This is a genomic window from Aurantiacibacter sediminis, from assembly GCF_016019885.1.
GTDB classification, from domain to species: domain Bacteria; phylum Pseudomonadota; class Alphaproteobacteria; order Sphingomonadales; family Sphingomonadaceae; genus Alteraurantiacibacter; species Alteraurantiacibacter sediminis.
Window position 1 is genome coordinate 491,629 of the sequence record NZ_JAEANY010000002.1, and the last position, 23,017, is coordinate 514,645.

Genomic DNA, 23,017 nt, shown 5'->3' on the forward strand with positions numbered 1-23,017 from the left:
CAACGCTCAAACTGGTTCCAGCGCGTAACCGGCCGATCGCACAGTACGTATCGGGTCGGGCGCTTTTTCATGAGCGATCGCTTTCCTAAGCCGCCGGATATGAACATCCACTGTCCGCTCCTCGATCTCGCTGCCAGTGCCCCAGACGGCGTCCAGCAATTGCCCGCGCGAAAAGACGCGGCGCGGATGCTCCATGAAAAACTTGATCAGGCGATATTCGGTAGGGCCGAGTTGCAGCTCCTTGCCCCGCCGCTCGAGGCGATGCGCGACAGGATCGAGGCGAAGATCGCCGACCTCAATCGTTTCACCGGCGAGGGCCGGGCGGACGCGCCTGAGTACTGCGGCGACGCGCGCCAGCAGCTCACGCGGTGAAAAGGGCTTGGTGAGATAGTCGTCTGCGCCCGTTTCAAGGCCGCGCACACGGTCATCTTCGGCTTCGCGTGCGGTCAGCATGATAATGGGCACATGCGCCGTGCTTTTCTCGCGGCGCAGGCGGCGGCACACTTCGATGCCGCTGACGCCTTCGATCATCCAATCGAGAATTACGAGATCGGGCGTATCTTCGGAAGCAAGCACCAGGGCTTCATCGCCATCGGGCGTGGCGCGAACGCTGTATCCTTCATTTTCGAACCGGTATTCGAGCAGTTCAGACAGGGCGCTATCGTCTTCCACCAGCAAGAGCTTGGGACTGGACATGCTTGTCTCCGTTCAGCGGCCCGCCAATCGGGTGCCTTCGATGCGGGCTTATGACATTTTCATGGCAGTTTTGTTGCAGGCTCGCCCTCTAAGGGGGAACTTGCAGATCAGCGCTCGATGTCTTTGGGGTAATCACCCGTAGCGGAATAGTGCACCATTTCAGCGACATTAGTCGCGTGGTCACCGATTCGCTCAATGTTGCGCGCGACGAATAGAAGCTGCGCGGCGCTGCTGATAGTCTTCGGGTTTTCGACCATATGGCTCACCACATTGCGGAAAATGCTGTCGTAAAAGGCATCGACCTTCTCATCGCGCTCGATCACTTCGCGCGCCATGATCGGATCGCGCGCGGCGAAGGCGGTGAGCACATCGTGCACCATTTCTGCGGCGAGTTCGCCCATGGCGGGAAGCAGCGTGAGCGGCTCGAAAGTTGAGCGACCTTCGATGCGATCTATGCGTTTCGCGATATTCTTGGCGTAATCGCCGATCCGCTCGACGACACCGCTGATTTTCAGCGCGGCGACAATCTCGCGAAGGTCATCCGCCATAGGCGCGCGCAGGGCGAGGACGCGTACAGCCATCGCATCGACTTCGGCTTCAAGCGTGTCGAGCTTCTTATCGCGTTCGATGACCTGCTTGGCGAGTTCCTCGTCACCCGTCACGAGTGCACTCAACGCTTCGCTGATGGCGAGTTCGGCAAGCCCGCCCATTTCCGCGATCAATCCGCGGATATGGGTGATGTCTTCGTCAAAGGCTTTGACTGTATGGTCCATAATTTAGCCGTACCTACCGGTGATGTAATCCTGGGTGCGCTGCTGCGTCGGATTGGTGAATATGTCCGATGTGTGACCGTATTCTACCAGATTGCCCAGATGGAAAAAGGCCGTTCGTTGGGAAACGCGGGCGGCCTGCTGCATGGAGTGGGTAACAATCACGATCGCGTAATTACCGCGCAAATCGTCGATCAGTTCCTCGATTTTGGCGGTTGCGATGGGGTCTAGCGCCGAACACGGCTCGTCCATGAGGATGACTTCGGGATCGACAGCAATGGCGCGCGCGATGCACAGGCGCTGCTGCTGGCCGCCCGAAAGTGCGGTGCCCGAATCCTGCAGGCGATCCTTCACTTCTTCCCACAGGCCGGCGCGGCGAAGGCTCTTTTCGACAATCGCGTCAAGCTCTGCCTTGCCTTCGGCCAGGCCGTGAATCTTCGGGCCATAGGCGATGTTGTCGTAAATCGATTTGGGGAAGGGGTTGGGCTTCTGGAAAACCATCCCGACACGCGCGCGCAGCTGCACGACATCCATACCGCTGGCGTAAATATCATCGCCATCCAGCTCGATCGTCCCGGTGACGCGCGCTGAAGGGATCGTGTCATTCATGCGGTTAAGGGCGCGCAGAAAAGTCGATTTGCCGCAGCCCGACGGGCCTATGAAGGCGGTCACGAATTCCTGATAGACGTCGATGTCGACATTATCGATCGCCTTCTTGTCACCGTAATAGACGGAAACACCCTTGGCGCGCATTTTGCGCTCGGTCGGCTCAATCGCCTCCGCTGAGGCATTGGACTGCGCCATTTCGGCGATCGGGGTATCGGCTGTGTCTTGCATCACCATTTCTTCTCGAAGCGGTTGCGCAGATAGATGGCGAGGCCATTCATCAGCAGGAGGAATATCAATAGCACAATAATCGCCGCACTGGTGCGTTCGACGAATCCGCGGTCGATTTCATCGGACCACAGGAAGATCTGCATCGGCAGCACGGTGGCATTATCGGTGAGGCCGGAAGGCGGCGTGGCGACAAAGGCGCGCATGCCGATGAGGAGCAGCGGTGCGGTCTCGCCCAGCGCGCGCGCCATGCCGATAATTGTGCCGGTGAGGATGCCGGGAAGGGCAAGCGGCAGGACATGGTGGAACACCACCTGCACCGGGCTCGCCCCGACAGCCAGCGCGCCGTCGCGGATCGATGGCGGGACCGCCTTGATCGCATTGCGCCCTGAAATCACGATGACCGGCATGGTCATCAGTGCGAGCGTCATGCCGCCAATCAAGGGAGCGGAGCGGTAACTCGGGAAAATCGTCAGGAATACGGCCATGCCTAACAAGCCGAAAATGATCGAAGGCACGGCGGCCAGATTGTTGATCGACACTTCGATAATGTCGGTCCAGCGGTTCTTCGGCGCATATTCTTCAAGGTAAAGCGCCGCACAAACGCCGATGGGAAATGCCAACAGCAATGTGACGAACATCGTCAAGATGGAACCCTTCAGTGCGCCCCAGATGCCGACCAGCTGCGGATCGGTGGCATCGGCACGGGTCAGGAAGCCGACATCGAAATTGTCTGCCAGCAGATCGCGCTCGGCCAGATCCTGTGCAAGCGGCTGCAGCGCCAATTGCCCGTCTTCAGCGTAGGCGCTGGCAAGGTCCTCGCTGGTGGGAAGCCAGAAGCTTGCTTCGCCCTGCAGGATGCTGGGATCGGCGTGAATTTCTTCCGCGACCAAGCGCCAAGCCTCGCCATTTACGTGCTCTGCACCCTCTGCACCCAGCGTCTGTTCAGCACTAAATTGCACCACCTCGCGCAGGCCCTGGCCGCTCAGCCGCTGGACCGCGTCATTAAATTCCATTTCGCCCGGCGGCAGTGACAGCCCCATGTCGGGGAAGTCGATATCCACGCGCAGCTCGGCGCGCTGGAACCCGCCAATACCATTAACGGTCATGGTTGCGAGCAGGAAGAGCAGCACGATGATGGAGAAGATGATGGCCGACAGGCCGATCGCCTTGAACCGGCGCTCTGCAGCGTAACGCTTTTTAAGGCGTGCTTCGAAAGCGGCGGTGCGTGTGGGGGCTTGGGCGTTACTCATACGCTTCACGGAACCTCTTCACGACGCGCAAGGCGATAAAGTTGAGCGCCAGCGTGACCATGAACAGCACAAAGCCCAGTGCAAAGGCAGCGAGCGTTGCCGGATGGTCAAAACTGCCTTCACCCGTCAGCAGGGCGACGATCTGCACCGTGACTGTTGTCATGGACTCAAGCGGATTGGCGGAAAGATTGGCAGCGGTGGAGGCAGCCATCACCACGATCATGGTTTCGCCAATGGCGCGGCTGATCGCGAGCATGACGCCGCCAACGATGCCGGGCAGCGCCGCCGGCACGAGCACGCGGCGGATGGTCTCATTGGTCGTAGCGCCCATGGCGAGCGAACCATCGCGCATGGCCTGCGGCACGGCAGCAATGGAATCGTCCGCCATCGAGGACACGAATGGGATAATCATCACGCCCATCACGAGGCCAGCAGCAAGCGCGCTCTCGCTGGATGGATTGGACGCGCCCAATGCCAGCGCAATATCGCGAATGGCCGGCGCGATCGTGAGCGCGGCGAAATACCCGTAAACCACGGTCGGCACACCTGCGAGGATTTCCAGCGCGGGCTTCACCCATGAGCGGACCCTCGCCGGGGCGTATTGCGTGAGATAAATGGCGCTCATCATGCCGAGCGGAATGGCAACGATCATGGCGATGATCGCGCCGATGAACAATGTGCCCCAGAACAGCGGAATGGCACCGTAGCGATCCCCTTCGACCGCGCCAGTGCTCATCGGATCCGGGTTCCACTGGATGCCGAACAGGAAGTCAGCGGGCGAAACTTTGCCGAAGAACAGGATCGTTTCGTAAACCAGCGTTACTAGAATGCCGAATGTCGTCAGGATCGCGACGAGCGAAGCAATAAGCAGACCTGCGAGCACCAAGCGCTCAACCTTGGTGCGCGCTGCGAAATCGGGCTTAAGGCGCAGGAACGCCCAGGCTGCGCCTGCGCCGCCTATGAGCAAGCCGACGACGAGGCCAATCAGGCTGTAGCGCTGCATCGCTTCACGGAAGGGTTCCGCAAGCGCCGCCGCTTCATCATTCATGCCGAGGCCCGCATTGCCTTCTGCAATATTGCGCGCTTCAATCAGGATGGAGTCGCGACGAAGCCCGAATTCGGGAAGCGATTGCGCTTCGGGGCTGGCGAGCACGTAATTGAGGACAAGCTGCCCGGAAATCCCGTTCCAGATAAGGAACCAGAGTATCAGGGGAACGACGATCCACAGCGCGGCATACCACGCGTGATAACTAGGAAGGGCGGCTATCCGCCCGTCGGGCGCGGCGCGTTTGAACGTCCACGCGCGCGCACGGGCCACCAGCCACCCGGCAAGCCCAAGCCCGATGGCGAGGAGAAGCGGTATGGCTGGTGACATAGTGTGCGATTATACCCTTACTGAAGGTCTTCTGCGGTCAGGACCGGGAATTCGGTCGTCGCAGCGGTCATGGCTTCGCGGACTTCGCCACGATTCGTGACCAGGCCGATTTCTGCCAGTGGACCGTCTTCACCCCAGTTTGCAACCCAAGTTGCGAGGAATTCCTCAATACCGGGGATCACGCCGACGTGTTCCTTCTTCAGGTAGATGTAGAGCGGTCGCGCGCCGGGGTAATCGAAGCTGGAGATATTGTCGTAAGTCGGCTCGACACCGTTCATGGGCAAGCCCTGCACACGATCAGAGTTCGCTTCGAGGTAGGAATAGCCAAAAACGCCAACAGCATTCGGATTGGTTTCGATCTTGGAGACGATCAGATTGTCCTGCTCTCCCTGATCGACATAGGCACCGTCCGAACGCACTTCAGTGCAGATGCGGTCCTGCTCGTCTTCTTCCAGACCTTCGGGCAGCGGGCCGGCTTCGCAGCCGACTTCAAGGATCAGCTCAGCCAGCGCATCGCGCGTACCGGACGTGCTGGGAGGGCCGTAAACGAGGATCGGCAGATCAGGCAGCGACGGATCGATATCCGACCAGGTCTCGTTGGTCTGCTCTTCGCCATAGGGATTTGCGGCAATCGCGCGGTACACGATTTCCGGCGTCAGGTTCATATCGATGCCGCCCTGTGCCGAAGCAAAGGCGATGCCATCCATGCCGACCTGAATTTCGACGATTTCGGTCACGCCATTTTCCTGGCAGGTTTCGAACTCACCCGGCTTGATACGGCGCGATGCCTGGGCGAAATCGGGCGTGTCGTAGCCGACGCCCGAACAGAATGCCGAAAAGCCGCCGCCGGTACCAATCGATTCGATGTTCGCGGCAGGAAAATCGGGGTGCTCACGGCTGAAAATTTCCGAAATGCGGGTTGCAAACGGATATACGGTGGAGGAGCCGACAGCGTGGATGGCGTTGCGGCTGTCACCGCTGGCACCATCCTGCGAACCGCAGGCAGTAAGGCCAGTTGCAGCGAGTGCTGCGATGGCGATGGAAAGCTTCTTCATGGTCTGTGACCTCATCTTCTGGAGTTGATTTAGAGGCCCCTTATTGCGGTCATGCGACAGATTTGTGTCGCATTGCGGACTTATTCGCATTCCGGGGCCGATTGGTTTCGCTTGCTTTAAAAATCGAATTCCGCGCGTACACCGACGACATCGACACTGTAATCCTGCTCGCCGGAGGGCAGCGGATTGGGGGCATCGTCATATGCTAGGTGGCCATAATTAATCTGGAGGCGGGTATAATCGGTCATCGTCCAGATCACCGAGCTGAAAAGCCCGTTCTGCGTGCCGCCGATAATGCCCGCATCGCCATCGTTCAATTCGAGGAAGTCGTAGCGCAGGTTGAGCTGCACAGCGCCGATACCGCCTTCGTCGATCGTGCGGGCAGGGCGGGTGCGATTGAAGCGGCCACCGCGATAGGTGCGGCTGTCACCCGGCGTCAGGAACAGGCCGGCTTCTGCGAATGCGCCATGAAATACCGCGTCCTCCATGCTGATCAGGCCGCCGACTTCGCGGCGATAACCTTCTGCATGGAAATGCAGCGGACCGCGAACGGCGGCGAATTCAAGGCCGATGTCGAATTCGCTTTCGGCATCGAAGCGATCGGTGTTGATCAGGCGCTCTGACGTAAAGGATACGAGCGGACGCTGGCGGTAACGGACCTGCCCGTCATCGCCAAGATCGGCATAATGGATCGAGCCGCCGAAGTGCAGCTGCGTATCGCCCAGTTCCGGGAAAAATGCAGCGCGCGCGTCGACGCTCATCCGGTCGCTGCCCGGCAGGTCATCGATATTGTCCGAGAACAAGCCGCCCTGAAGCAAAACATTGCCCGCGCCATATTCGACAGAGATACCGGTGCGGCGGCTGAAACCGAACGCATCCGTGAAGGCTGCACGTTCGATGAAAGAGGTGAAACGGCTGCTCGTCAGCTCTTCCATCGACTGGAAGTTGTTGAACTGTCCGACGGTCAGCGTGACGTCGCCAGTCTCATATTCGAGAAGCGCGTCGGTAATTTCGAGGTCGTTGCCGCCGAATTCGAATTCCATCTTGTAGCCGAAGCCACCCGGAATATCGCCTTGGACGCCAAGGCGAACGCGGCGTGCGCGCACATCGAAGCCGTCTTCGAGGCCTGTCCCCTCGGGAATGGCAGTAAAGCCAGCGTCCAGCATCAGACGACCGAATGGCTTGAAAGAGAAGCCGTCATCATTTTCGATCTCTGCAGCCGCACCCATGCTGATTTCAGTTCCGGTGCTTGCGGTGACGATTGGTGTGTTCGAGTCGGCAAGAGCAGCCGTCTCAGTTTCGATCACGGCGATGTCTGCAGCGGTCTCTGCCTGCTCGCTTTCGATCTCATCAAGGCGCTCGGTCACGGCAGCCAGTTGCGCGGTAAGCGCGGCAACCTGCGCGCGCAGCTCTTCGACTTCCGCATGGTGCTCCTGATGGTTAGCATGCGCATCCTGTGCATATGCGGGCGATGCCACCACGGCGATCGCCAGCAGCGGGAGTGTGGGAAAAATACGCATTTTGCCGTGTCTCATTCTTGTCACATGTCCGAAATGTGACCGCGCCCTAGGCGGGCTTGATGACAGTTATGTGACAGTTTCATTTCAGCTGTGGATAGCTTGATGAGAGCGGCGAGGGGAAAGAGGTGTCAATTCGCCGAGATAGAAGGCAGTCGAACAGTGACTGTCGTCCCTTCGCCAAGCGTACTTTTGATGTCCAAGCGTCCCCGATGGCGTTCGACGATGTGCTTCACGATGGCAAGGCCGAGGCCAGTCCCACCGCCAGCCCGGCTGCGGCCCGGATCGGTGCGGTAAAAGCGGCGAGTGAGGTATGGCAGGTGCTCTGCCGCAATGCCTTCGCCCTTATCGGCGATCGTAAGAACGCACATGTCGGAGTTGCCGGGAGTAAGCTTCACTTTCACCGGCTTGTCCTCGGCTCCATATTTCAGGGCATTGTCGACCAGATTGCGCACAAGTTGCTCAAGCTGTTTGGGATCGCCTCGCACTTGCAGCTTTTCGTCCGGCACTTTCATGGACACACGGTCGACGCGTTCGCTGCCAGCACCATCACGAGCCGCCTGCCGGACAAGCAACCCCAGATCGACCAATTCGCGCGGCTGATCGTGCTTTTCTGCTTCGACGCGGCTGAGGCTCATCAAATCATTGATGAGATTTTGCAAGCGGCGTGCTTCGCGCAAGACCGTGCCATGAAATTTATCGGCTTTTTCCCGCGGCAGATCATCGCCTGCATCCTGCAGCGTTTCCATATAGCCGATGATCGAAGCCAGCGGCGTACGCAACTCATGGCTGGCATTGGCGACGAAATCGGTGTGCGCCCGACTTACATCGGCTTCCGCCGTACGGTTGATGAGCTCCACCAGGCTGTAGCGCGAATCGATGCGTTGGAGCGTGAGCTGCCAATTGCTGCGTGGTCCGGTGAGACCTTGCACATTCGCGCTGCCGCCTTCATCGCGGGTCAGCAGATCGATCGCTGCGGGATGGCGCAGGGCAATGCGGGCATCCTGGCCCAAAACATGGGCGCCAATCGCTTCACGCGCCTGCGCATTCACCACGATTATGCGATTGGAATCGATCAGGAGCATGGGCAGGCCTGAATTCTCGATGAGCTCTCCCATGCCCGATTGAGAGATCGTCAGTCCATCGTTCTGTTCCTGCCGGACTGTAGGCGGGGGCGGGGCGGCGATCCAGAAGGAGGCGACCCAGACGACCATCGTGCCCGCAACCAGCAGCAGGTCGACGCCAGCTGCCAGCAGGACAATTCCGCAAATCGCCGCGAGAACGATACCTGCCACAGGGATATAACGCGCATCCATTGCGCAACGGCATAGGCACAGTTTTGTGACATTTGCCAGCACCGGCGCGTAAATTTCCCGCGCCCGCGCAAACGGGTGAGCCTTGCCCGCCGCTGGCGTCGAACAACTTCATGCTGAAATGTGGGAAGAAGCGGTGAAATCCGCGCCATCGCTGGTGACCCCTACGGGAATCGAACCCGTGTTTCAGCCGTGAAAGGGCCGCGTCCTAACCGCTAGACGAAGGGGCCACATGCGATGGAGCGGCGCAATTAGGTGGGTGAGCCGCGCGCGTCAAGCCTTGTTCTGCACCAATTTGCAAAGAAAGCGATTAATCCGCCCAGGCGGCGTCTTCCAGATGCAATTCCGCGGCTGGCTTGCTGCCCCAATCGTCGATCTTCACGCGCCCGGCCAGCCACAGGCGCCGACCGCGTGAACCGCTCAATATGGCCTGTCCCATATCGGTTTCGGCGGCGCGGAAAGCGATGGCTTTGAACCGCCCGCCATCCTGCCCAGCAGCGATCACGCGCAAATGGTCCGCTCCGACGATATCGGCTTTGACCAATTGGACGGGACCCACAGCGACGCGCGGACCCGGCCAGCCCACGCCATAAGGCCCCGCGCTATCGAGCGTTTCCACAAGTTCCGGCGTCAGCCCACGTGGGGCGAGGGCGAGATCGAGCGTGATATGCTGCTCTGCCGATGCAGCAGCCACAGGCCCGGCCAAGCGTTGATCCATCCACTGTGTAAAGGCATCGAGTTTGTCGGCTCCAATTGTGAGCCCAGCTGCCATGGCATGACCGCCGCCTTTCACCAGCAAGCCTGTATCCGTCGCACCGATGATCGCGGCGCCCAGATCAACGCCTGGGATTGAACGGCCCGATCCTTTGCCTTCACCGGTTTCGCTGTCGAGTGCGATGACGATGGCAGGGCGTCCCGCCTTTTCCTTGATACGCCCGGCGACAATGCCGATCACGCCCGGATGCCAGCCTTTGCCGGCACAGATCACGACCGCGCGATTGTGTTGTGCGGTCAGCTGCTCCTCGGCCGCTTCTTGCACAGCAGCCTCGATCGCGCGGCGTTCTTCATTCAGGCGGGACAATTGCTCGGCAATGGTGCGCGCTTCGTCCGGGTCCGGTGTGGTGAGAAGGCGAACGCCAAGCGTTGCTTCACCCACGCGCCCCCCTGCATTGATGCGCGGACCCAGCGCGAAACCGCAATCGCTCGCCGCGGGCGCGGCTTTTAGGCGGCTCGCGTCGATTAGGGCGGCCATGCCGGTATTCTCGCGCCGCGCCATGACTTTGAGGCCCTGAGCGACGAATGCCCGGTTAAGCCCCCTGATCGCTGCGACATCCGCCACGGTTCCCAGCGCCACCAGATCGAGCAGCGACATCAGGTTTGGCTCTTTCCGGCTCTCGAAATAATTCCGCTCGCGCAAAGTGCGCACCACGGCGACGGCCAGCAGGAAAGCCACACCTACTGCCGCGAGGTGACCATGCTGGGCGGCCTCGTCCCGCTCATCGAGCCGGTTGGGATTGACCAGCGCATAGGTGCGCGGAAGGTCCGCGGAGCATTTGTGATGGTCGACCACGATCACGTCGATACCGGCGTCATACGCCATTCCCAGCGCCTCATGCGCCATGGCACCGCAATCGACCGTAACGATAAGGCTGGAGCCGTCTTCTCCGATTTTGAGCAGCGCTTCGCCGCTTGGACCGTATCCCTCGAGTAGGCGATCGGGGATATAATGCTGCGCGTCGTGGCCCAGCATGCGGATGAGGCGAATTAGCAGCGCCGAGCTGGTGGCGCCGTCGACATCATAATCGCCATAAACAGTCATGCTCTCGCGCGCGATTACCGCTTCGGCAATGCGTTCTGCAGCGCGGTCCATATCGGCGAAGATGGATGGATCGGGCAGGAATGACCGCAAGCTTGGCTGGCGGTGCTTTTCCAGCTCTTCCCGCTCCACCCCGCGCGAAAGCAACAATTGGGTGGCAATGTCCTGCTCGAGCCCATGGATGCCGGATGCCAGTTCCATATTGCCGCCACGCCAGCGCCACGCCTTGCCGGACAGCGATTGTTCGACCCCCAATACGAAAGCTCTGGTATCCATATCGCGACCATACCTCCGCTGATCGAACGAAGAAAGTTGCGTTTTGCTTCCGTCACCAGCTGGGTTCCCCTCACGAATTGGGTCCATTTTGGTAAAGATTCTGCGCTAGGGGCGCCTCAAGGACTCGACGTGGAGTTCTATTGCCGACAATATTCGCGGCGCTGTGAAGAGGGGATGGATCGATCGCAAGCGCGCAACGCCTTGATACCGATAGGTTCGTCGCGACAGTATCCCTCCTGTTCGAAGCAGGAGCGCGCCCTAATGCCGCCGATGTGAGGGCGCTTGCCAAAACCGATGCTTCTTTCTCCATCAGCATCGATCCATCGTTGGATGGCCATGCCGATGAGGGCTGGATGGAATTACTCGTCAACGGCCTCACTTTCGACCTGACAGGGCTTGCACCGTTTCCTTCGGCGGAAATCCAGCACGCCGATCATTATTACGGCTTGTCAGAAAATTTTGCTCAATTGGCTCTGGAGGCAATCACCCTCATGCCCGGCCCGCACCTGACGGCTGGAGGCGTCATGTTCCCGGTCGTACGCGGTCTTGCTGCGCTGGCCGCGGAATTGGTCGATTTGCCGAATGTTCAGGGCGTGGTGTGGCATCCTGCCGGTGCTGCCAGCCATCCCGAATATTTCCAGCGCGGTGTGACCAGCTGGATCGAAGGCGGGCCATTTCCAGGCCTAGGTCTGACTGCGCTTGTCACCAATGCCGATGGAAGCATGCAGAGCGATGGGCTCTCGCTATTCACCGGCCAGGAACTGCATCTGCCTGCCGATCTGGCGGGGGAGGGTGCGGAGAGCGCAAAGCTTGCACTGCGAATCCTCAACTGGCTCGTTGAGCACGGAAAAATCGAGGAGAATGTGAGCTTTACCGGTCCTTCCGGAGAACCGATGGGGGTTGAACCTGTGGAAAAGTCCGGCATGCTGCGCGTGTGGCGCGGAACTCCCTAGCATCGAAGGTCCAAGGCCAGATTGCTGACGGCAATCGGGATATTCGATCATCTTTGCCTTTTCGTCAGGTCAATCATCCTGGCAGCCCCAGTTATCAGCCGGATATGCAGCGCCATCACCTGCTCCCACGGGAAGTAGTTATCTCGCGCTGTTTCAGGCGTATGTCGGAAGTCCTAGGACGCGCCGAGGTGGGTTACAGCGACTTCCGCCGCAACGGACTGCTCCTGCCTGCCACTGTTGCGGCAGCCATGCGCACCACTCTGCCACTGCATCGCGGTCCGCATCGACGCTACAATGAGATGGTTGCCACTCGCGTCGGTCAAATCGAGGCGAGCTGGTCTCGCTATCGTAGGCAGAACGACGCCAGAGCGGGTGGCGAAGCGCTGACGCGGCTGCGCTTGCTCCAACGCGCCTTGCGGCGCGGATTGATGCAGCGTGAGCATTTCTCAATGCGGCTGAACCGCAAGGACCCTTTTCGCGCCGGCGTCGATTTCGCCGAACTTGATGGCATGGCTGAGCAGCTATGGGCGGCGAGCGCCATCGCCACCGAAACCTAATTGCTAAGCCGCTTTTTCGAAATTCGGCCACTCGCGTTTCAAGGCCTCTATCATCTGGTCCGGCCTGTTGGACGTTTTCAGCCATCGCTCCAGCCTGCGCGATGCTTCTCCCAGCTCCGGCTCACCGAAATTCGCCGCGACGCCTGCCAGCTTGTGTAGTTCGTCAGCGAGATGTTCCCAATCCGTTTCGGCAGGGGATTGCGCCATGGTTTGACGCAGTGTGTGGACAATCGTGTCGCGCCTGTTGCGATAACGATCTTCCAACCCGCTCAGGCTGGGCGGGGGTGACGCCACAAGCGTGGCTGCGTTTGCTTCAATCATCGCAGGCGGGGCGATGCCGTCCGCAATCGCACCGCCGTGAGTCAGCCAGCGTGAGAGTTCACGCGCAAGCGCAACGGTGGTGACCGGCTTGCCGAGATGCGATTGCATTCCCGCTTTCTGACATGCTGCGACGTCATCCGGATAGCAATTGGCGGTAAGGGCGATGATCGGCAGTACTTTCGCATCGAAGCCCAACGCGCGAAGGCGCCGTGTCGCTTCCAAGCCGTCCACATCGGGCATTTGCATATCCATGAGCACGGCGGCGAAGGGCTTTCCGGCAGCTTCCGCAGCGAGCACCGCCTCAATTGCTTCCTCGCCATTCTCGACCAGCTTAACATCGAGTTCGAGCGAAGTGGCCATGGCCAACACCAGTTGCTGGTTGATCGCATGATCTTCGGCTATGAGGATCCGCGTTCCGGCAAGCCGCGAACTGCCATCTGGCATGTCATCGCTTGCGTCGCGATCATGAGCGCGGCGTTCAGCAGCTTTTTTCATCGGCAAGCGAACGGTGAACTGGGTGCCGACATTACGCTTCGAATGCACAGTGATGTGTCCATCCATCATTTCGACAAGCTGGCTGCAGATAGCGAGGCCCAGGCCCGTGCCGCCATATCGGCGCGCGACTGAACCATCTTCCTGCGTGAAAGGCGTGAAGATATCTTCGAGCCGATCATCCTCGATCCCGATACCGGTGTCGATCACGGCGATAAGAAGGGACCGGCCTTCGCTCGAATTTTCCACTCGCGCTTCGATATCGATCCCGCCGGTCTGTGTGAATTTGACGGCATTACCGACCAGATTGAGCACGACCTGACGCACACGCAACGGATCAAGCTCAAGCAGCTGAGGCACTGCATCATCGAGCCAGAGCCCGACCGAGAGGCCTTTTGCCCTCGCCATCGGCTCGATCAATTTGGCGCAATGCTGCAACTTGTGTCGTAAGTCCGTGGCTTCGGTAGAGATCTCGAGTTGGCCTGCCTCAATCCGCGAATGATCGAGAATATCGTTCAGCAATTGCATCATTGCGCGACCGGATTCGGCGATGAGATTGACCTGCGACATCTGTTGTTCGGTCAGGTCGCTTTCGAGCAGAAGCTCGGTGAAACCGATCACCCCGTTCATTGGGGTGCGGATTTCGTGGCTCATATTGGCGAGAAAGGTCGATTTGATCTTGGCCTCGTTTTCCGCCCTTTCGCGCGCAGCCTGCAATTCGTCTTCGAGATCTTTCGACCGCTGGATATCGATATTGATCCCAACATAACCGACGAGCGTGCCGGCATCGTCATATTCGGGTGCGCCAAGACCTTTGACCCAGATCGGCGTTCCATCGGGCCGCAACCAGCGCCATTCATCCTCGAAATGCTCATGCTCCGCGACGCTTTTCATGAGATTGGCGAATACACGGTCCCGGTCGTCAGGATGGAGCGCTTCCGACCAGCCAGTCCCTTCCCAATTCTCTTTTCCGAAAATGCCCGTCGCCTGTTCCCAATTGTGATTGACGAACAGGCAATTACCGGCAGGATCTGTGCGCCAGATGCCGGCAGGTGCGACTTGGGTAAGGGTGTTGAAGCTCAGCGCGTCCTGCTCATCCTCGCTCTGCTCAGTCCGCAGGCGGCGGTGTGACCAGGCGAGGATTGCAACAGCTGCAATTGCCAAACAGGCCAGAATATATCCGAACATCGGTCCATCCATCAGATCAGTCATGGACGCGACGTATAGGCAGGCTTCATCAGTATTGGCCGAGCAGGTCCCTCCGCCTTCGCGCCTAGTCGCGCGCTAGGAAAGCTTTAACGCAATTATCTCCCCGGCCCGTGCGATGCGGCATTGGCCGCGCTCAACAAAGCGCGGACGCTGGCGGTCGCCACGTCATCGTCCATGCCGACACCCCAGCCGCTGGTGCCGTCGGGCAGGGCCCACTCGATATAGGCCGCAGCGCGGGAATCGACGCCGGTCTGCAAGGCATGCTCCGAATAGTCGGTGACTTCGAAATCGAGATCGAAGCTTTCGCGCAATGTGGCGAGGATGGAGGAGATCAAGCCCTTGCCGCGACCCGAAACTCGCTGTGCCTCGCCATCGACTTCGACTGTGCCTGTGAAAATACGCGTGCCATCGCTGGCGCGGCTTTCATCATAATCGACGAGGGCGAAGCGGCGCTTATCGACTTGCAGGTAATAGGTCCGGCGGAAGCAATCCCATATATCGGCAACATTGAGCTCGCGGCCCATTTCGTCCGCCATATCTTGTACGTGACGGCTGAAATCAGCCTGCATACGCTTTGGCAACTTGAGGCCCTGATCCTGTTGCAGCACCCATGCAAAGCCGCCTTTGCCGCTTTGCGAATTGACGCGGATCACCGCTTCGTAATTGCGGCCGAGATCGGCAGGATCGATAGGCAAATACGGCACCCGCCAATGCGTGTCGTTCTGCGTTTCGTGCGCTTCGAAGCCCTTCTTGATCGCATCCTGATGGCTGCCGGAGAATGCCGTGAACACGAGATCGCCGCCATAGGGATGGCGTTCATGCACCGGCAGCTCGTTGCAATATTCGACCGTCTCGATGACCTTGTCGATATCGGAGAAATCGAGGCCGGGATCGACGCCCTGCGTGTACATGTTAAGCGCGACCGTCACCAGGCAACAATTGCCCGTCCGCTCTCCATTACCGAACAGACAGCCTTCGACCCGGTCCGCGCCAGCCATTATGCCCAGCTCTGCCGCGGCAACGCCGGTTCCGCGATCGTTGTGGGTGTGCAGGCTGATCACCGCAGCCTCGCGACGCGGCAGATTGCGGCAAAAATATTCGATCTGGTCGGCGTAGGTATTGGGGGTCGCCGCTTCTACAGTAGCGGGCAGGTTGAGGATGATCGGCCGGTCCTTGCTCGGCCCCACGACATCCATCACCGCCTCGCATACCTCCAGACTGAAATCCAATTCGGCCGTGGAGAAAGTTTCCGGCGAATATTCGAATTGCCATTCCGTGCCGGGGCGCTTGGCGGCTTCATCGACCAACATCTGCGCGCCTTTGACGGCGATGGCTTTCACTTCGTCCCGGCTCATCTTGAACACAATTTCGCGCCACGCGGGGCTGACGGCATTGTAGAGATGCACGATGGCCGAATGCGCACCTTCCAAGCTTTCAAAGCTGCGCTTGATTAGGTCTTCACGCGATTGGGTGAGAACCTGCACCACGACATCGTCCGGCACTTTGCCCGACTGCACGAGCCAGCTGATGAAATCGAATTCGGTTTGCCCCGCTGCTGGAAAGCCGACCTCGATCTCCTTAACGCCCACTTCCACCAGCAGGTCGAAGAAGCGCGTCTTCTTCGCCCGGTCCATCGGATCGATAATCGACTGATTCCCATCGCGAAGATCGGTGCTGAGCCAGCGCGGCGGGGCAGAGATGGTACGGCTCGGCCATTGCCGGTCGGGCAAATCGACCTGCGGGAACGGGCGGTATTTCGTGCTGGGATCACGCAGCATGGACATAGAACTGGCTTTCTTCGACTTGGGGAGGGTGTTTGCAGCCCTTAGGCGGGGGCCCGGCGACAGCGCGCAGGGCAGGGGACACGCCTAAGGGCGTGTAAGTCGAAGCAGGGATAGAAGCAGGTTCTTCCGCATAGCCGTATTGCTATCGCCAATCGCGAAAGGGGTAAACCACGAATTTAGTTGCATTTGGAACCATGATCGGGGCTGCGACCCATGGGCGGCAGCCCCCGATCGGGTCCGGGTCAGTCCTTCTCGAAGGCGACAGTAATATCGAGCTCAACTTCATCGCCGATAGCAGGAAGCGCATATTCCATGCCGAAGTCGGAGCGATTGATGCTCGTCGTACCGTGGAAGCCGACAGTTTCCGCCTCGCTCATGGGGTTGGAACCCATGCCGGAAAGTTCAGCTTCGATCATGACCTGATTGGTCTGGCCGTTCAGCGTCAGATCGCCGACGATATGCGCAGTGGTCGCACCGGTCTGGTGGACTGCGGTGGAGACGAAGCGCGCGTCATGGGCATCGGGGCCGAAGAAATCGGGCTCAGCGCCATCTTCGCCCGGGCGCAGCATATGTTCGCGCAGGCCATCGCTCACCACGGCAAGCGAGTTGATCGGGATGCGCACATCGACAGAAGAATTGGCGAGGTTTTCGGTGTCCAATTCCAGCGTCCCCTCTGCATCGCCGAACAGGCCGAAATAGTCGTTGAAGCCGAAATGGCTGACGCGCCATTCAACCAGCGTGTGCGCCGGATCGGTAGAATAGCTTCCCGAGGTGATGGAGCTCGTATCCATCGCTTCTTCTTGCGCATTGTGGTCATCAGCCAGCGCGGCGCTTGCTGAAAAGGCGGCGACAGTACCGGCGGCGGTGAGGGCAAGCAGGGATTTACGCATGGGTCAGGCTCCTTGAATTGGTGATTTCACCGACATGGGCTCACCTGCTTCAATGTCCAAGTAGCAATCCTTGTTCCGCCTAAGGCGAGGCTTCGCGCTGGCTTAGCAGTCATAGTATTGGATCATATCGCGCGCTTGCAGGCCGGAGATCGTGTAATTCGGCTCAGGCGGCGGCGCGCTGCACGGATCGTAGGCCGGGTCCTGCGTCAGGCATTTAGCACCACAAATCTGCTCTGCAATCCCGGTGCGGGCATCGATCCGCCAGAAGCGGCCACCCGGCGTGGAGAGATAACCGTCGAGCGGATAATCCACCGCAGTATTGATATCAGTCTCAGATGGGACTTCGCTGTCATAGCGCGGATTGAAAGAGCCATGCGTGTGGTAAATGGCACGCGGCAGCAGCGAACGGGCATCGAAATAGGCGGCGGAACAGCTGTGCTCATCGCCGACCCGGACGGTGCGGGATACAAGCTCTCCCGCCGCGTTCTCCGCTATCAGCCCGCACAGTTCGGTGCGATCGTCGAAGGACCGTTGCTGCAACTCGCTGAGCTGCTGCCTTGCGAATTCGGTCACCTCTGCGGTTGGAACAGTCGCCTCATAAACCTCATTCAACAGCGTCTCATTCGACCGATTGAGAACTACGCCTGCCCAAAGAGCAGCGCAGACTGCGAGAATGATAATGGTGGTGCGGCCTTCGTTCATGCATTCGGCACCATAGCGCCGCACCATTTAAAGATCAGTTCTTTTCCTTGTCCACCAGCTTGTTGGCGGTGATCCAGGGCATCATCGCCCGCAACTTCGCGCCGGTTTCCTCAATCGGATGCTCTTCCTGACGCTTGCGTGCGGCTTTCATTTCCGGATTGCCGATGGCGTTATCGAGCATGAAGCGCTGCACGAACTTGCCGCGCTGGATATCTTCCAGCACGCGCTTCATTTCGGCCTTGGTTTCATCGGTGATGACGCGGGGGCCGGTGTGATAATCCCCATATTCAGCCGTGTTGCTGATCGAATAGCGCATGTTGGCGATGCCGCCTTCATATAGCAGGTCGACGATCAGCTTGGTTTCATGGAGGCACTCGAAATAGGCCATTTCGGGCGCATAGCCGGCTTCCACCAGCGTCTCGAAACCAGCCATGATGAGGTGGCTGATCCCGCCGCACAGGACGGCCTGTTCTCCGAACAAATCGGTCTCGCATTCTTCCCTGAAATTCGTTTCCAATATGCCTGCGCGGCCGCCGCCCACGCCGCTGGCATAGGCGAGGGCGAGGTCATGTGCATTACCGGTGGTGTCCTGATGGATGGCAATCAGGCAAGGCACGCCGCCTCCGCCCTGATAGAGAGCGCGCACCGTATGGCCGGGCCCTTTTGGCGCGATCATGATGACGTCGATATCGTCGGTCGGCTCGATTAGGCCGAAATGAATGTTGAGCCCATGCGCAAACGCAATCGCAGCTCCGGACTTCATCTTACCTTTGAGGTCCTCCGCCCAGATTTTCGCCTGCGTCTCATCGGGAGCGAGGATCATCAGGATATCGGCGACTTCGGCAGCCTGCTTATTGGAGATGACTTCGAAGCCAGCAGCCTCAGCCTTCTTTGCAGTTGCCGAGCCTTCACGCAGCGCGATGCGAACGTCCTTGACCCCGCTGTCACGCAGATTCTGGGCATGGGCGTGTCCCTGCGAGCCATAACCGAGGACGACGATCGTCTTGTCGGTGATGAGGTTCAGGTCGCAGTCGGCGTCGTAATAGGCTTTCATGGATTTCCCTGTCTGATCTTCGGGTCAGGTCGTGATGGTGGAGGTGGTGACGTAATAGGCGAGGGTCGCCAGCACGCCGATAAGGGTGATGAGCGGCCATCCCATGTGCTGGCCCCTGGTCATGACAGCGTCGGCTACGCCTGCAACGAGGTGCGCGATGCCGATGCCGAGAATGAGCCATGGCGCATCGATATCACCATAGGCGGCAAGGACCAGCACAGCTGCAACACAGAACCACAGCACCGTCGTCCAGTGCCACGCAAAACGAGTGACGTTGCGCGCCAGCGGGCTTTCCATCAGTGGCATTCCGCTCGCCAAGATCGGGCCGATCAGGCGGTGCTCGCCCAGGACCGAGTGGATCAGCGCCGTAATCGCGCACAGGGCAGCCGCCATCAGCAGCATGAATGTAGGGTTGAGATATTCCATAATCGGCTCAGGCTCCTTCGGCGCCGCGCATCATACCGACGATGCCCGTGCGTCCGACTTCGACAAGCCCGATTTCGCGCATCAATGCAATGAAGCTGTCGATCTTGTCCGGAGGCCCGGTGAGCTCGAAGATGAAACTTTCGGTAGTCGTGTCGACAGGTCGGGCGCGGAACACATCGGCAAGGCGCAGAGCTTCAACCCGGTCATCGCCTTTGCCGCGGACCTTGATCAGGGCCAGTTCGCGCTCGACATGCGGGCCTTCTTCGGTGAGGTCAGTGACGCGGTGGACGGGAACCAGCCGTTCCAGCTGCGCCTGGATCTGGTCGATCACGGATGGCGGTCCGCCTGTCACGATGGTGATGCGGCTGATGGCGTGGTCTTCGGAAATATCGGCGACGGTCAGGCTGTCGATGTTATATCCGCGCGCAGTGAAGAGGCCGGTGATCTTGGCGAGGATACCCGGTTCATTATCCACGACCACGGTCAGCACGTGCCGTTCAGAAGCGCGATGTTCGATTTTCATGTCATTGGCCTACTGTAATACAGAAAGCCAAGCGCCCATAGAAAGTCTGCCGCGCCTACGGCAAGTCCTAGCAGGTTCATCGATCCATTCGCCCAGTAGGTCACTATGAAGGCGGTGGCTCCCAGTTTTCCGATCGCGAAGAGAGTGATGAGCGATCTTGGCGTGGTAGGACTGGTCGCTGTCACAAAATAGAGTGCGCCGAAAACGAGGATCATCCATCCGACTATCCGCGTCTCGAACAGTCGATCGGGTTCCTGAAGCGCAGTGAGTAGATAAAAGACTTGCGGTATAGCGAGCAACAAGAAGCCCACCGATCCATTGAAGATCGCTGCCGTAGAAAAAAACGCTCGCCTTCCGACCGACATCATTTTTGCTGTCATCACACCAGCGCCTTGGCTTCATCTGCCATGATGCCGTAGACCTCATCGCCATACATCAGCATTTCGGTGTGCGCCGCGCCGGACGGGATCATCGGATAGCAATTGGCTTCCTTTGCCACGTGGCAATCGACCATCACCGGTCCGTCATGATCGAGCATCGCCTGGATACCGGCATCCAGTCCCGCTTCCTCGGTAATGCGAATACCTTTCCAGCCATAGCTTTCGGCGAGCTTCACGAAATCGGGCAGGCTGTCCGAATAGCTGTTCGAATACCGGCTCTCATAGGTCAGCTCCTGCCACTGGCGGACCATGCCCATATATTCATTGTTGAGGATGAAGACCTTCACCGGCAGGCGGAACTGGCTGGCGGTGCCGAGTTCCTGGATGTTCATCTGGATGCTGGCTTCACCGGCAATATCGATCACCAGGCTGTCCGGATTGCCCAGCTGCGCACCGATCGCGGCAGGCAGGCCATAGCCCATCGTGCCAAGCCCGCCGCTGGTGAGCCATTTATTCGGCCCCATGAAACCAAAATACTGCGCCGCCCACATCTGGTGCTGGCCGACTTCGGTAGTAATGACAGGGTCGCGGTCTTTCGTCAGAACGAATAGGCGTTCCACCGCCAGTTGCGGCATGATGGCATCCTTGCGCTCCGGATAGGCGAGGCTGTCGCGCGCCTTCCAGCCGGTAATCCGCGCTTTCCATTCGCCGAGGTCACGCGGTTTGCGGTCCCCCCAGCATGAAACCATCTGTTCGAGCACGGTTGCACAATCGCCGACAATCCCAAGCTCCACCGGCACGATCTTGTTGATGCTTGAGCGATCGATATCCACGTGGATCTTCTTGCTGCCGGGCGAAAATGCATCGAGCCGGCCGGTCACCCGGTCATCGAAGCGCGCGCCGACGCACACCATCACATCGCACTGGTTCATCGCCATATTTGCTTCGAATGTGCCATGCATGCCGAGCATGCCGAGCCAATCGGGATGGTCGGCAGGAAACGCGCCAAGGCCCATGAGCGTCGAGGTGAGGGGAGCGCCCGTCACTTGCTGGAGCTGGCGAAGGAATTCGCTGGCCTTCGGACCGGAGTTTATCACCCCGCCGCCAGTGTAGAGCACCGGACGCTTGGCATTGGCGATCATCTCGATCGCTTCGGCAATCTCGTCCGCTGCAGCCACCGTGCGCGGCTGGTAGCGCTTCTTGCGCTCTGCCGAGCCTTCAGCCTGCATGGCGGTGGCGATCTGCACGTTCTTCGGAATGTCCACAACCACTGGGCCTGGTCTGCCGGTCGTCGCAATTTCGAAGGCTTCTTCGATAGTTGCGGCGAGGTCTTCAGGGTCTTTTACAAGGTAATTGTGCTTGGAGCAGTGGCGCGTCAGGCCAACTGTGTCGGCTTCCTGAAAAGCGTCCGTGCCGATCAGATTGGTCGGCACCTGCCCGGTGATGACCACCATCGGGATGGAATCGAGAAAGGCATCGGCGATGCCGGTAATCGCATTGGTCGCGCCGGGGCCAGACGTCACAAGGACAACGCCGGGTTTGCCGGTCGAACGCGCGTAGCCTTCCGCCGCGTGGGCAGCGCCCGCTTCATGCCGGACAAGAATGTGGCGGATGCGCGTGTCGGAGAACAGTTCGTCATAGATCGGCAGCACTGCGCCGCCGGGATAACCGAACACGAATTCGACCCCCTGCCGCACCAGGCATTCCACCAATATCGCAGCGCCGCTGCGTTCCTGTGACACGTTACGCTCCTGTCGTTTCGCGGACTTTGGTCCCGTCGGTTGAGAGACAGTGGCCCGACAAGATCTCTCTTGCCGGGCCACCATTCGTTTCTCCACTGTGTGCACCGCAATATGGATGCAAAATTATCCTGTCAACCGTAGTTATTAGAACAATATTTCAAACGCCGCCTCGAGAGAGACATTTTTAGGTACGACGCGTTGCCATTTTTCCGGAGGCTGATGCCGCAGCCAGGTGTATTGTCGCTTGGCGTAATTACGGGTGGATTGCGCTCCGAGAGAAATGGCGTCTTCGCGCGGATAGTCGCCGCGCAGCCAGCCCGCGATCTCGGGAACGCCGATGGCGCGCATGACGGGAAGATCCGGCAACAGGTCTCGCTCAAGCAGCGCCTCCACCTCTTCGACCGCGCCTCCATCCATCATGCGCGCAAACCGCGCATCACAGCGGGCGTAGAGCTCCTCGCGATCGGGGAGCAGGATCAGCGGGGCGAGGGTGACTGTGTCCCCGATCCCGCCGGTTTTGTTCTGCTGCCAGTATGCCAGAGGCTTGCCTGTCGATCGCACCACTTCGAGCGCACGCGTGATCCGCTGGCTGTCGGCTGGCGCCAGCTTCTCGGCCCGTTCGGGGTCTTCAGCCTGCAAGGCGGCATAGGCGCTGGCGGTTTCCATCTGCCGCACCTCGTCGCGCACCTCCTCGCTGATGGACGGGATGGGAGCAATTCCTTCCAACAAGGTGCGGATATACAGGCCCGTGCCACCGACGAAGATGGGAACTGCGGACCGCGCATGCGCTTCCGTGATCTCAAGCTTGGCAGCATTCGCCCAATCGGCGGCCGAACAGGCCTGCGCCCCGTCCCAAGTGCCGAACAGGCGATGCGGAACGCCGCGCATCTCTTCCGCGCTGGGGCGGGCAGAAAGGACTCGCAAATCGGCATAAACCTGCGCGCTATCGGCATTGATGATGACGGCGCTTTGGCCACACCCTTCCAGAGCCAGAGCCAATTGGACCGCAAGATCGCTCTTGCCGCTGGCGGTTGGCCCTGCAATGAGCGCCAGCTTACCGTGCATCAGGAGAATTCCAC

General features: G+C 59.5%; 21 protein-coding genes and 1 tRNA gene. 2 read left to right on the top strand and 20 right to left on the bottom strand.

Translation table 11 applies throughout. The features are described from left to right. Positions 1–6 precede the first annotated feature (6 nt). The 10 genes from phoB to recJ form a co-directional block, all read right to left on the bottom strand. Positions 7–696, bottom strand: a complete 690-nt coding sequence (gene phoB / locus I5L03_RS07905) for a phosphate regulon transcriptional regulator PhoB (protein ID WP_197921198.1) — start codon at positions 694–696, stop codon at positions 7–9. Between the two features lie 107 nt (positions 697–803). Next, on the bottom strand, positions 804–1,469 hold the full coding sequence (gene phoU / locus I5L03_RS07910) for a phosphate signaling complex protein PhoU (protein WP_197921199.1): 666 nt from the start codon (positions 1,467–1,469) through the stop codon (positions 804–806). Between the two features lie 3 nt (positions 1,470–1,472). Then, positions 1,473–2,270: a phosphate ABC transporter ATP-binding protein PstB gene (gene pstB / locus I5L03_RS07915; RefSeq protein WP_197921510.1), complete on the bottom strand. Its 798-nt coding sequence runs from the start codon at positions 2,268–2,270 to the stop codon at positions 1,473–1,475. A gap of 32 nt (positions 2,271–2,302) precedes the next feature. Then, on the bottom strand, positions 2,303–3,553 hold the full coding sequence (pstA, locus tag I5L03_RS07920) for a phosphate ABC transporter permease PstA (protein ID WP_197921511.1): 1,251 nt from the start codon (positions 3,551–3,553) through the stop codon (positions 2,303–2,305). Continuing rightward, positions 3,546–4,928 (bottom strand): phosphate ABC transporter permease subunit PstC, encoded by a 1,383-nt coding sequence (gene pstC, locus I5L03_RS07925; protein WP_197921200.1) that lies wholly within the window; start codon positions 4,926–4,928, stop codon positions 3,546–3,548. The genes pstA and pstC overlap by 8 nt, the downstream gene beginning before the upstream one ends. A gap of 17 nt (positions 4,929–4,945) precedes the next feature. Then, the gene (locus I5L03_RS07930; RefSeq protein WP_234035144.1) at positions 4,946–5,998 is read right to left on the bottom strand and encodes a substrate-binding domain-containing protein; all 1,053 of its coding nucleotides are present in this window, start codon (positions 5,996–5,998) and stop codon (positions 4,946–4,948) included. A 101-nt stretch (positions 5,999–6,099) separates the two neighbouring features. Further along, positions 6,100–7,503 (bottom strand): porin, encoded by a 1,404-nt coding sequence (locus I5L03_RS07935; protein WP_197921202.1) that lies wholly within the window; start codon positions 7,501–7,503, stop codon positions 6,100–6,102. 128 nt (positions 7,504–7,631) lie between these two features. Continuing rightward, positions 7,632–8,618 (bottom strand): sensor histidine kinase, encoded by a 987-nt coding sequence (locus tag I5L03_RS07940; RefSeq protein ID WP_407647608.1) that lies wholly within the window; start codon positions 8,616–8,618, stop codon positions 7,632–7,634. Positions 8,619–8,968: 350 nt separating this feature from the next. Then, positions 8,969–9,043 (bottom strand) — tRNA-Glu (locus I5L03_RS07945). 80 nt (positions 9,044–9,123) lie between these two features. Further along, positions 9,124–10,905 carry a single-stranded-DNA-specific exonuclease RecJ gene (gene recJ / locus I5L03_RS07950; RefSeq protein WP_197921204.1) on the bottom strand — a complete coding sequence of 594 codons (1,782 nt, stop codon included), beginning with the start codon at positions 10,903–10,905 and terminating at the stop codon, positions 9,124–9,126. 272 nt (positions 10,906–11,177) lie between these two features. Between recJ and I5L03_RS07955 the strand changes: the two genes are divergently transcribed. Together I5L03_RS07955 and I5L03_RS07960 are read left to right on the top strand one after the other, a co-directional pair. Then, on the top strand, positions 11,178–11,858 hold the full coding sequence (locus I5L03_RS07955) for a hypothetical protein (protein WP_197921205.1): 681 nt from the start codon (positions 11,178–11,180) through the stop codon (positions 11,856–11,858). After that, a complete protein-coding gene (locus tag I5L03_RS07960; protein WP_325100132.1) occupies positions 11,840–12,415 on the top strand; it encodes an AHH domain-containing protein in 576 nt (191 codons plus the stop codon). Before I5L03_RS07955 ends, I5L03_RS07960 begins: the two co-directional genes overlap by 19 nt. Positions 12,416–12,418: 3 nt before the next feature. Here the strand turns inward: I5L03_RS07960 and I5L03_RS07965 are convergent, their stop codons facing one another. The 10 genes from I5L03_RS07965 to miaA form a co-directional block, all read right to left on the bottom strand. After that, complete coding sequence (locus I5L03_RS07965) at positions 12,419–14,440, bottom strand: PAS domain-containing hybrid sensor histidine kinase/response regulator (protein WP_197921207.1); 2,022 nt, start codon at positions 14,438–14,440, stop codon at positions 12,419–12,421. 92 nt (positions 14,441–14,532) lie between these two features. After that, the gene (gene leuA, locus I5L03_RS07970) at positions 14,533–16,221 is read right to left on the bottom strand and encodes a 2-isopropylmalate synthase (RefSeq protein ID WP_197921208.1); all 1,689 of its coding nucleotides are present in this window, start codon (positions 16,219–16,221) and stop codon (positions 14,533–14,535) included. A 242-nt stretch (positions 16,222–16,463) separates the two neighbouring features. Further along, on the bottom strand, positions 16,464–17,111 hold the full coding sequence (locus tag I5L03_RS07975; protein ID WP_197921209.1) for a YceI family protein: 648 nt from the start codon (positions 17,109–17,111) through the stop codon (positions 16,464–16,466). Between the two features lie 102 nt (positions 17,112–17,213). Further along, complete coding sequence (locus I5L03_RS07980) at positions 17,214–17,813, bottom strand: DUF4329 domain-containing protein (protein ID WP_197921210.1); 600 nt, start codon at positions 17,811–17,813, stop codon at positions 17,214–17,216. A 34-nt stretch (positions 17,814–17,847) separates the two neighbouring features. Beyond that, positions 17,848–18,867 (bottom strand): ketol-acid reductoisomerase, encoded by a 1,020-nt coding sequence (gene ilvC, locus I5L03_RS07985; protein ID WP_197921211.1) that lies wholly within the window; start codon positions 18,865–18,867, stop codon positions 17,848–17,850. 24 nt (positions 18,868–18,891) lie between these two features. Beyond that, positions 18,892–19,293, bottom strand: a complete 402-nt coding sequence (locus I5L03_RS07990) for a hypothetical protein (protein WP_197921212.1) — start codon at positions 19,291–19,293, stop codon at positions 18,892–18,894. 7 nt (positions 19,294–19,300) lie between these two features. Further along, positions 19,301–19,816, bottom strand: a complete 516-nt coding sequence (ilvN, locus tag I5L03_RS07995; protein WP_197921213.1) for an acetolactate synthase small subunit — start codon at positions 19,814–19,816, stop codon at positions 19,301–19,303. Continuing rightward, on the bottom strand, positions 19,813–20,199 hold the full coding sequence (locus tag I5L03_RS08000) for a hypothetical protein (RefSeq protein WP_197921214.1): 387 nt from the start codon (positions 20,197–20,199) through the stop codon (positions 19,813–19,815). Before I5L03_RS08000 ends, ilvN begins: the two co-directional genes overlap by 4 nt. Then, a complete protein-coding gene (gene ilvB / locus I5L03_RS08005) occupies positions 20,196–21,938 on the bottom strand; it encodes a biosynthetic-type acetolactate synthase large subunit (protein ID WP_197921215.1) in 1,743 nt (580 codons plus the stop codon). Before ilvB ends, I5L03_RS08000 begins: the two co-directional genes overlap by 4 nt. 144 nt (positions 21,939–22,082) lie before the next feature. Next, complete coding sequence (gene miaA, locus I5L03_RS08010) at positions 22,083–23,003, bottom strand: tRNA (adenosine(37)-N6)-dimethylallyltransferase MiaA (protein WP_197921216.1); 921 nt, start codon at positions 23,001–23,003, stop codon at positions 22,083–22,085. Between the last annotated feature and the right edge of the window lie 14 nt (positions 23,004–23,017).

Excerpts from the sequence above, each read along its gene's own strand:
- recJ (WP_197921204.1), bottom strand. The coding sequence starts at position 10,905 with ATGGATACCAGAGCTTTCGTATTGGGGGTCGAACAATCGCTGTCCGGC.
- pstC (WP_197921200.1), bottom strand. The coding sequence starts at position 4,928 with ATGTCACCAGCCATACCGCTTCTCCTCGCCATCGGGCTTGGGCTTGCC.
- I5L03_RS07930 (WP_234035144.1), bottom strand. The coding sequence starts at position 5,998 with ATGAGGTCACAGACCATGAAGAAGCTTTCCATCGCCATCGCAGCACTC.
- pstA (WP_197921511.1), bottom strand. The coding sequence starts at position 3,553 with ATGAGTAACGCCCAAGCCCCCACACGCACCGCCGCTTTCGAAGCACGC.
- I5L03_RS07935 (WP_197921202.1), bottom strand. The coding sequence starts at position 7,503 with ATGCGTATTTTTCCCACACTCCCGCTGCTGGCGATCGCCGTGGTGGCA.
- pstB (WP_197921510.1), bottom strand. The coding sequence starts at position 2,270 with ATGGCGCAGTCCAATGCCTCAGCGGAGGCGATTGAGCCGACCGAGCGC.
- ilvC (WP_197921211.1), bottom strand. The coding sequence starts at position 18,867 with ATGAAAGCCTATTACGACGCCGACTGCGACCTGAACCTCATCACCGAC.
- miaA (WP_197921216.1), bottom strand. The coding sequence starts at position 23,003 with ATGCACGGTAAGCTGGCGCTCATTGCAGGGCCAACCGCCAGCGGCAAG.
- I5L03_RS07940 (WP_407647608.1), bottom strand. The coding sequence starts at position 8,618 with ATGGGAGAGCTCATCGAGAATTCAGGCCTGCCCATGCTCCTGATCGAT.
- ilvN (WP_197921213.1), bottom strand. The coding sequence starts at position 19,816 with ATGAAAATCGAACATCGCGCTTCTGAACGGCACGTGCTGACCGTGGTC.
- phoB (WP_197921198.1), bottom strand. The coding sequence starts at position 696 with ATGTCCAGTCCCAAGCTCTTGCTGGTGGAAGACGATAGCGCCCTGTCT.
- I5L03_RS07975 (WP_197921209.1), bottom strand. The coding sequence starts at position 17,111 with ATGCGTAAATCCCTGCTTGCCCTCACCGCCGCCGGTACTGTCGCCGCC.
- leuA (WP_197921208.1), bottom strand. The coding sequence starts at position 16,221 with ATGTCCATGCTGCGTGATCCCAGCACGAAATACCGCCCGTTCCCGCAG.
- I5L03_RS07990 (WP_197921212.1), bottom strand. The coding sequence starts at position 19,293 with ATGGAATATCTCAACCCTACATTCATGCTGCTGATGGCGGCTGCCCTG.
- phoU (WP_197921199.1), bottom strand. The coding sequence starts at position 1,469 with ATGGACCATACAGTCAAAGCCTTTGACGAAGACATCACCCATATCCGC.
- I5L03_RS07965 (WP_197921207.1), bottom strand. The coding sequence starts at position 14,440 with ATGACTGATCTGATGGATGGACCGATGTTCGGATATATTCTGGCCTGT.
- I5L03_RS07980 (WP_197921210.1), bottom strand. The coding sequence starts at position 17,813 with ATGAACGAAGGCCGCACCACCATTATCATTCTCGCAGTCTGCGCTGCT.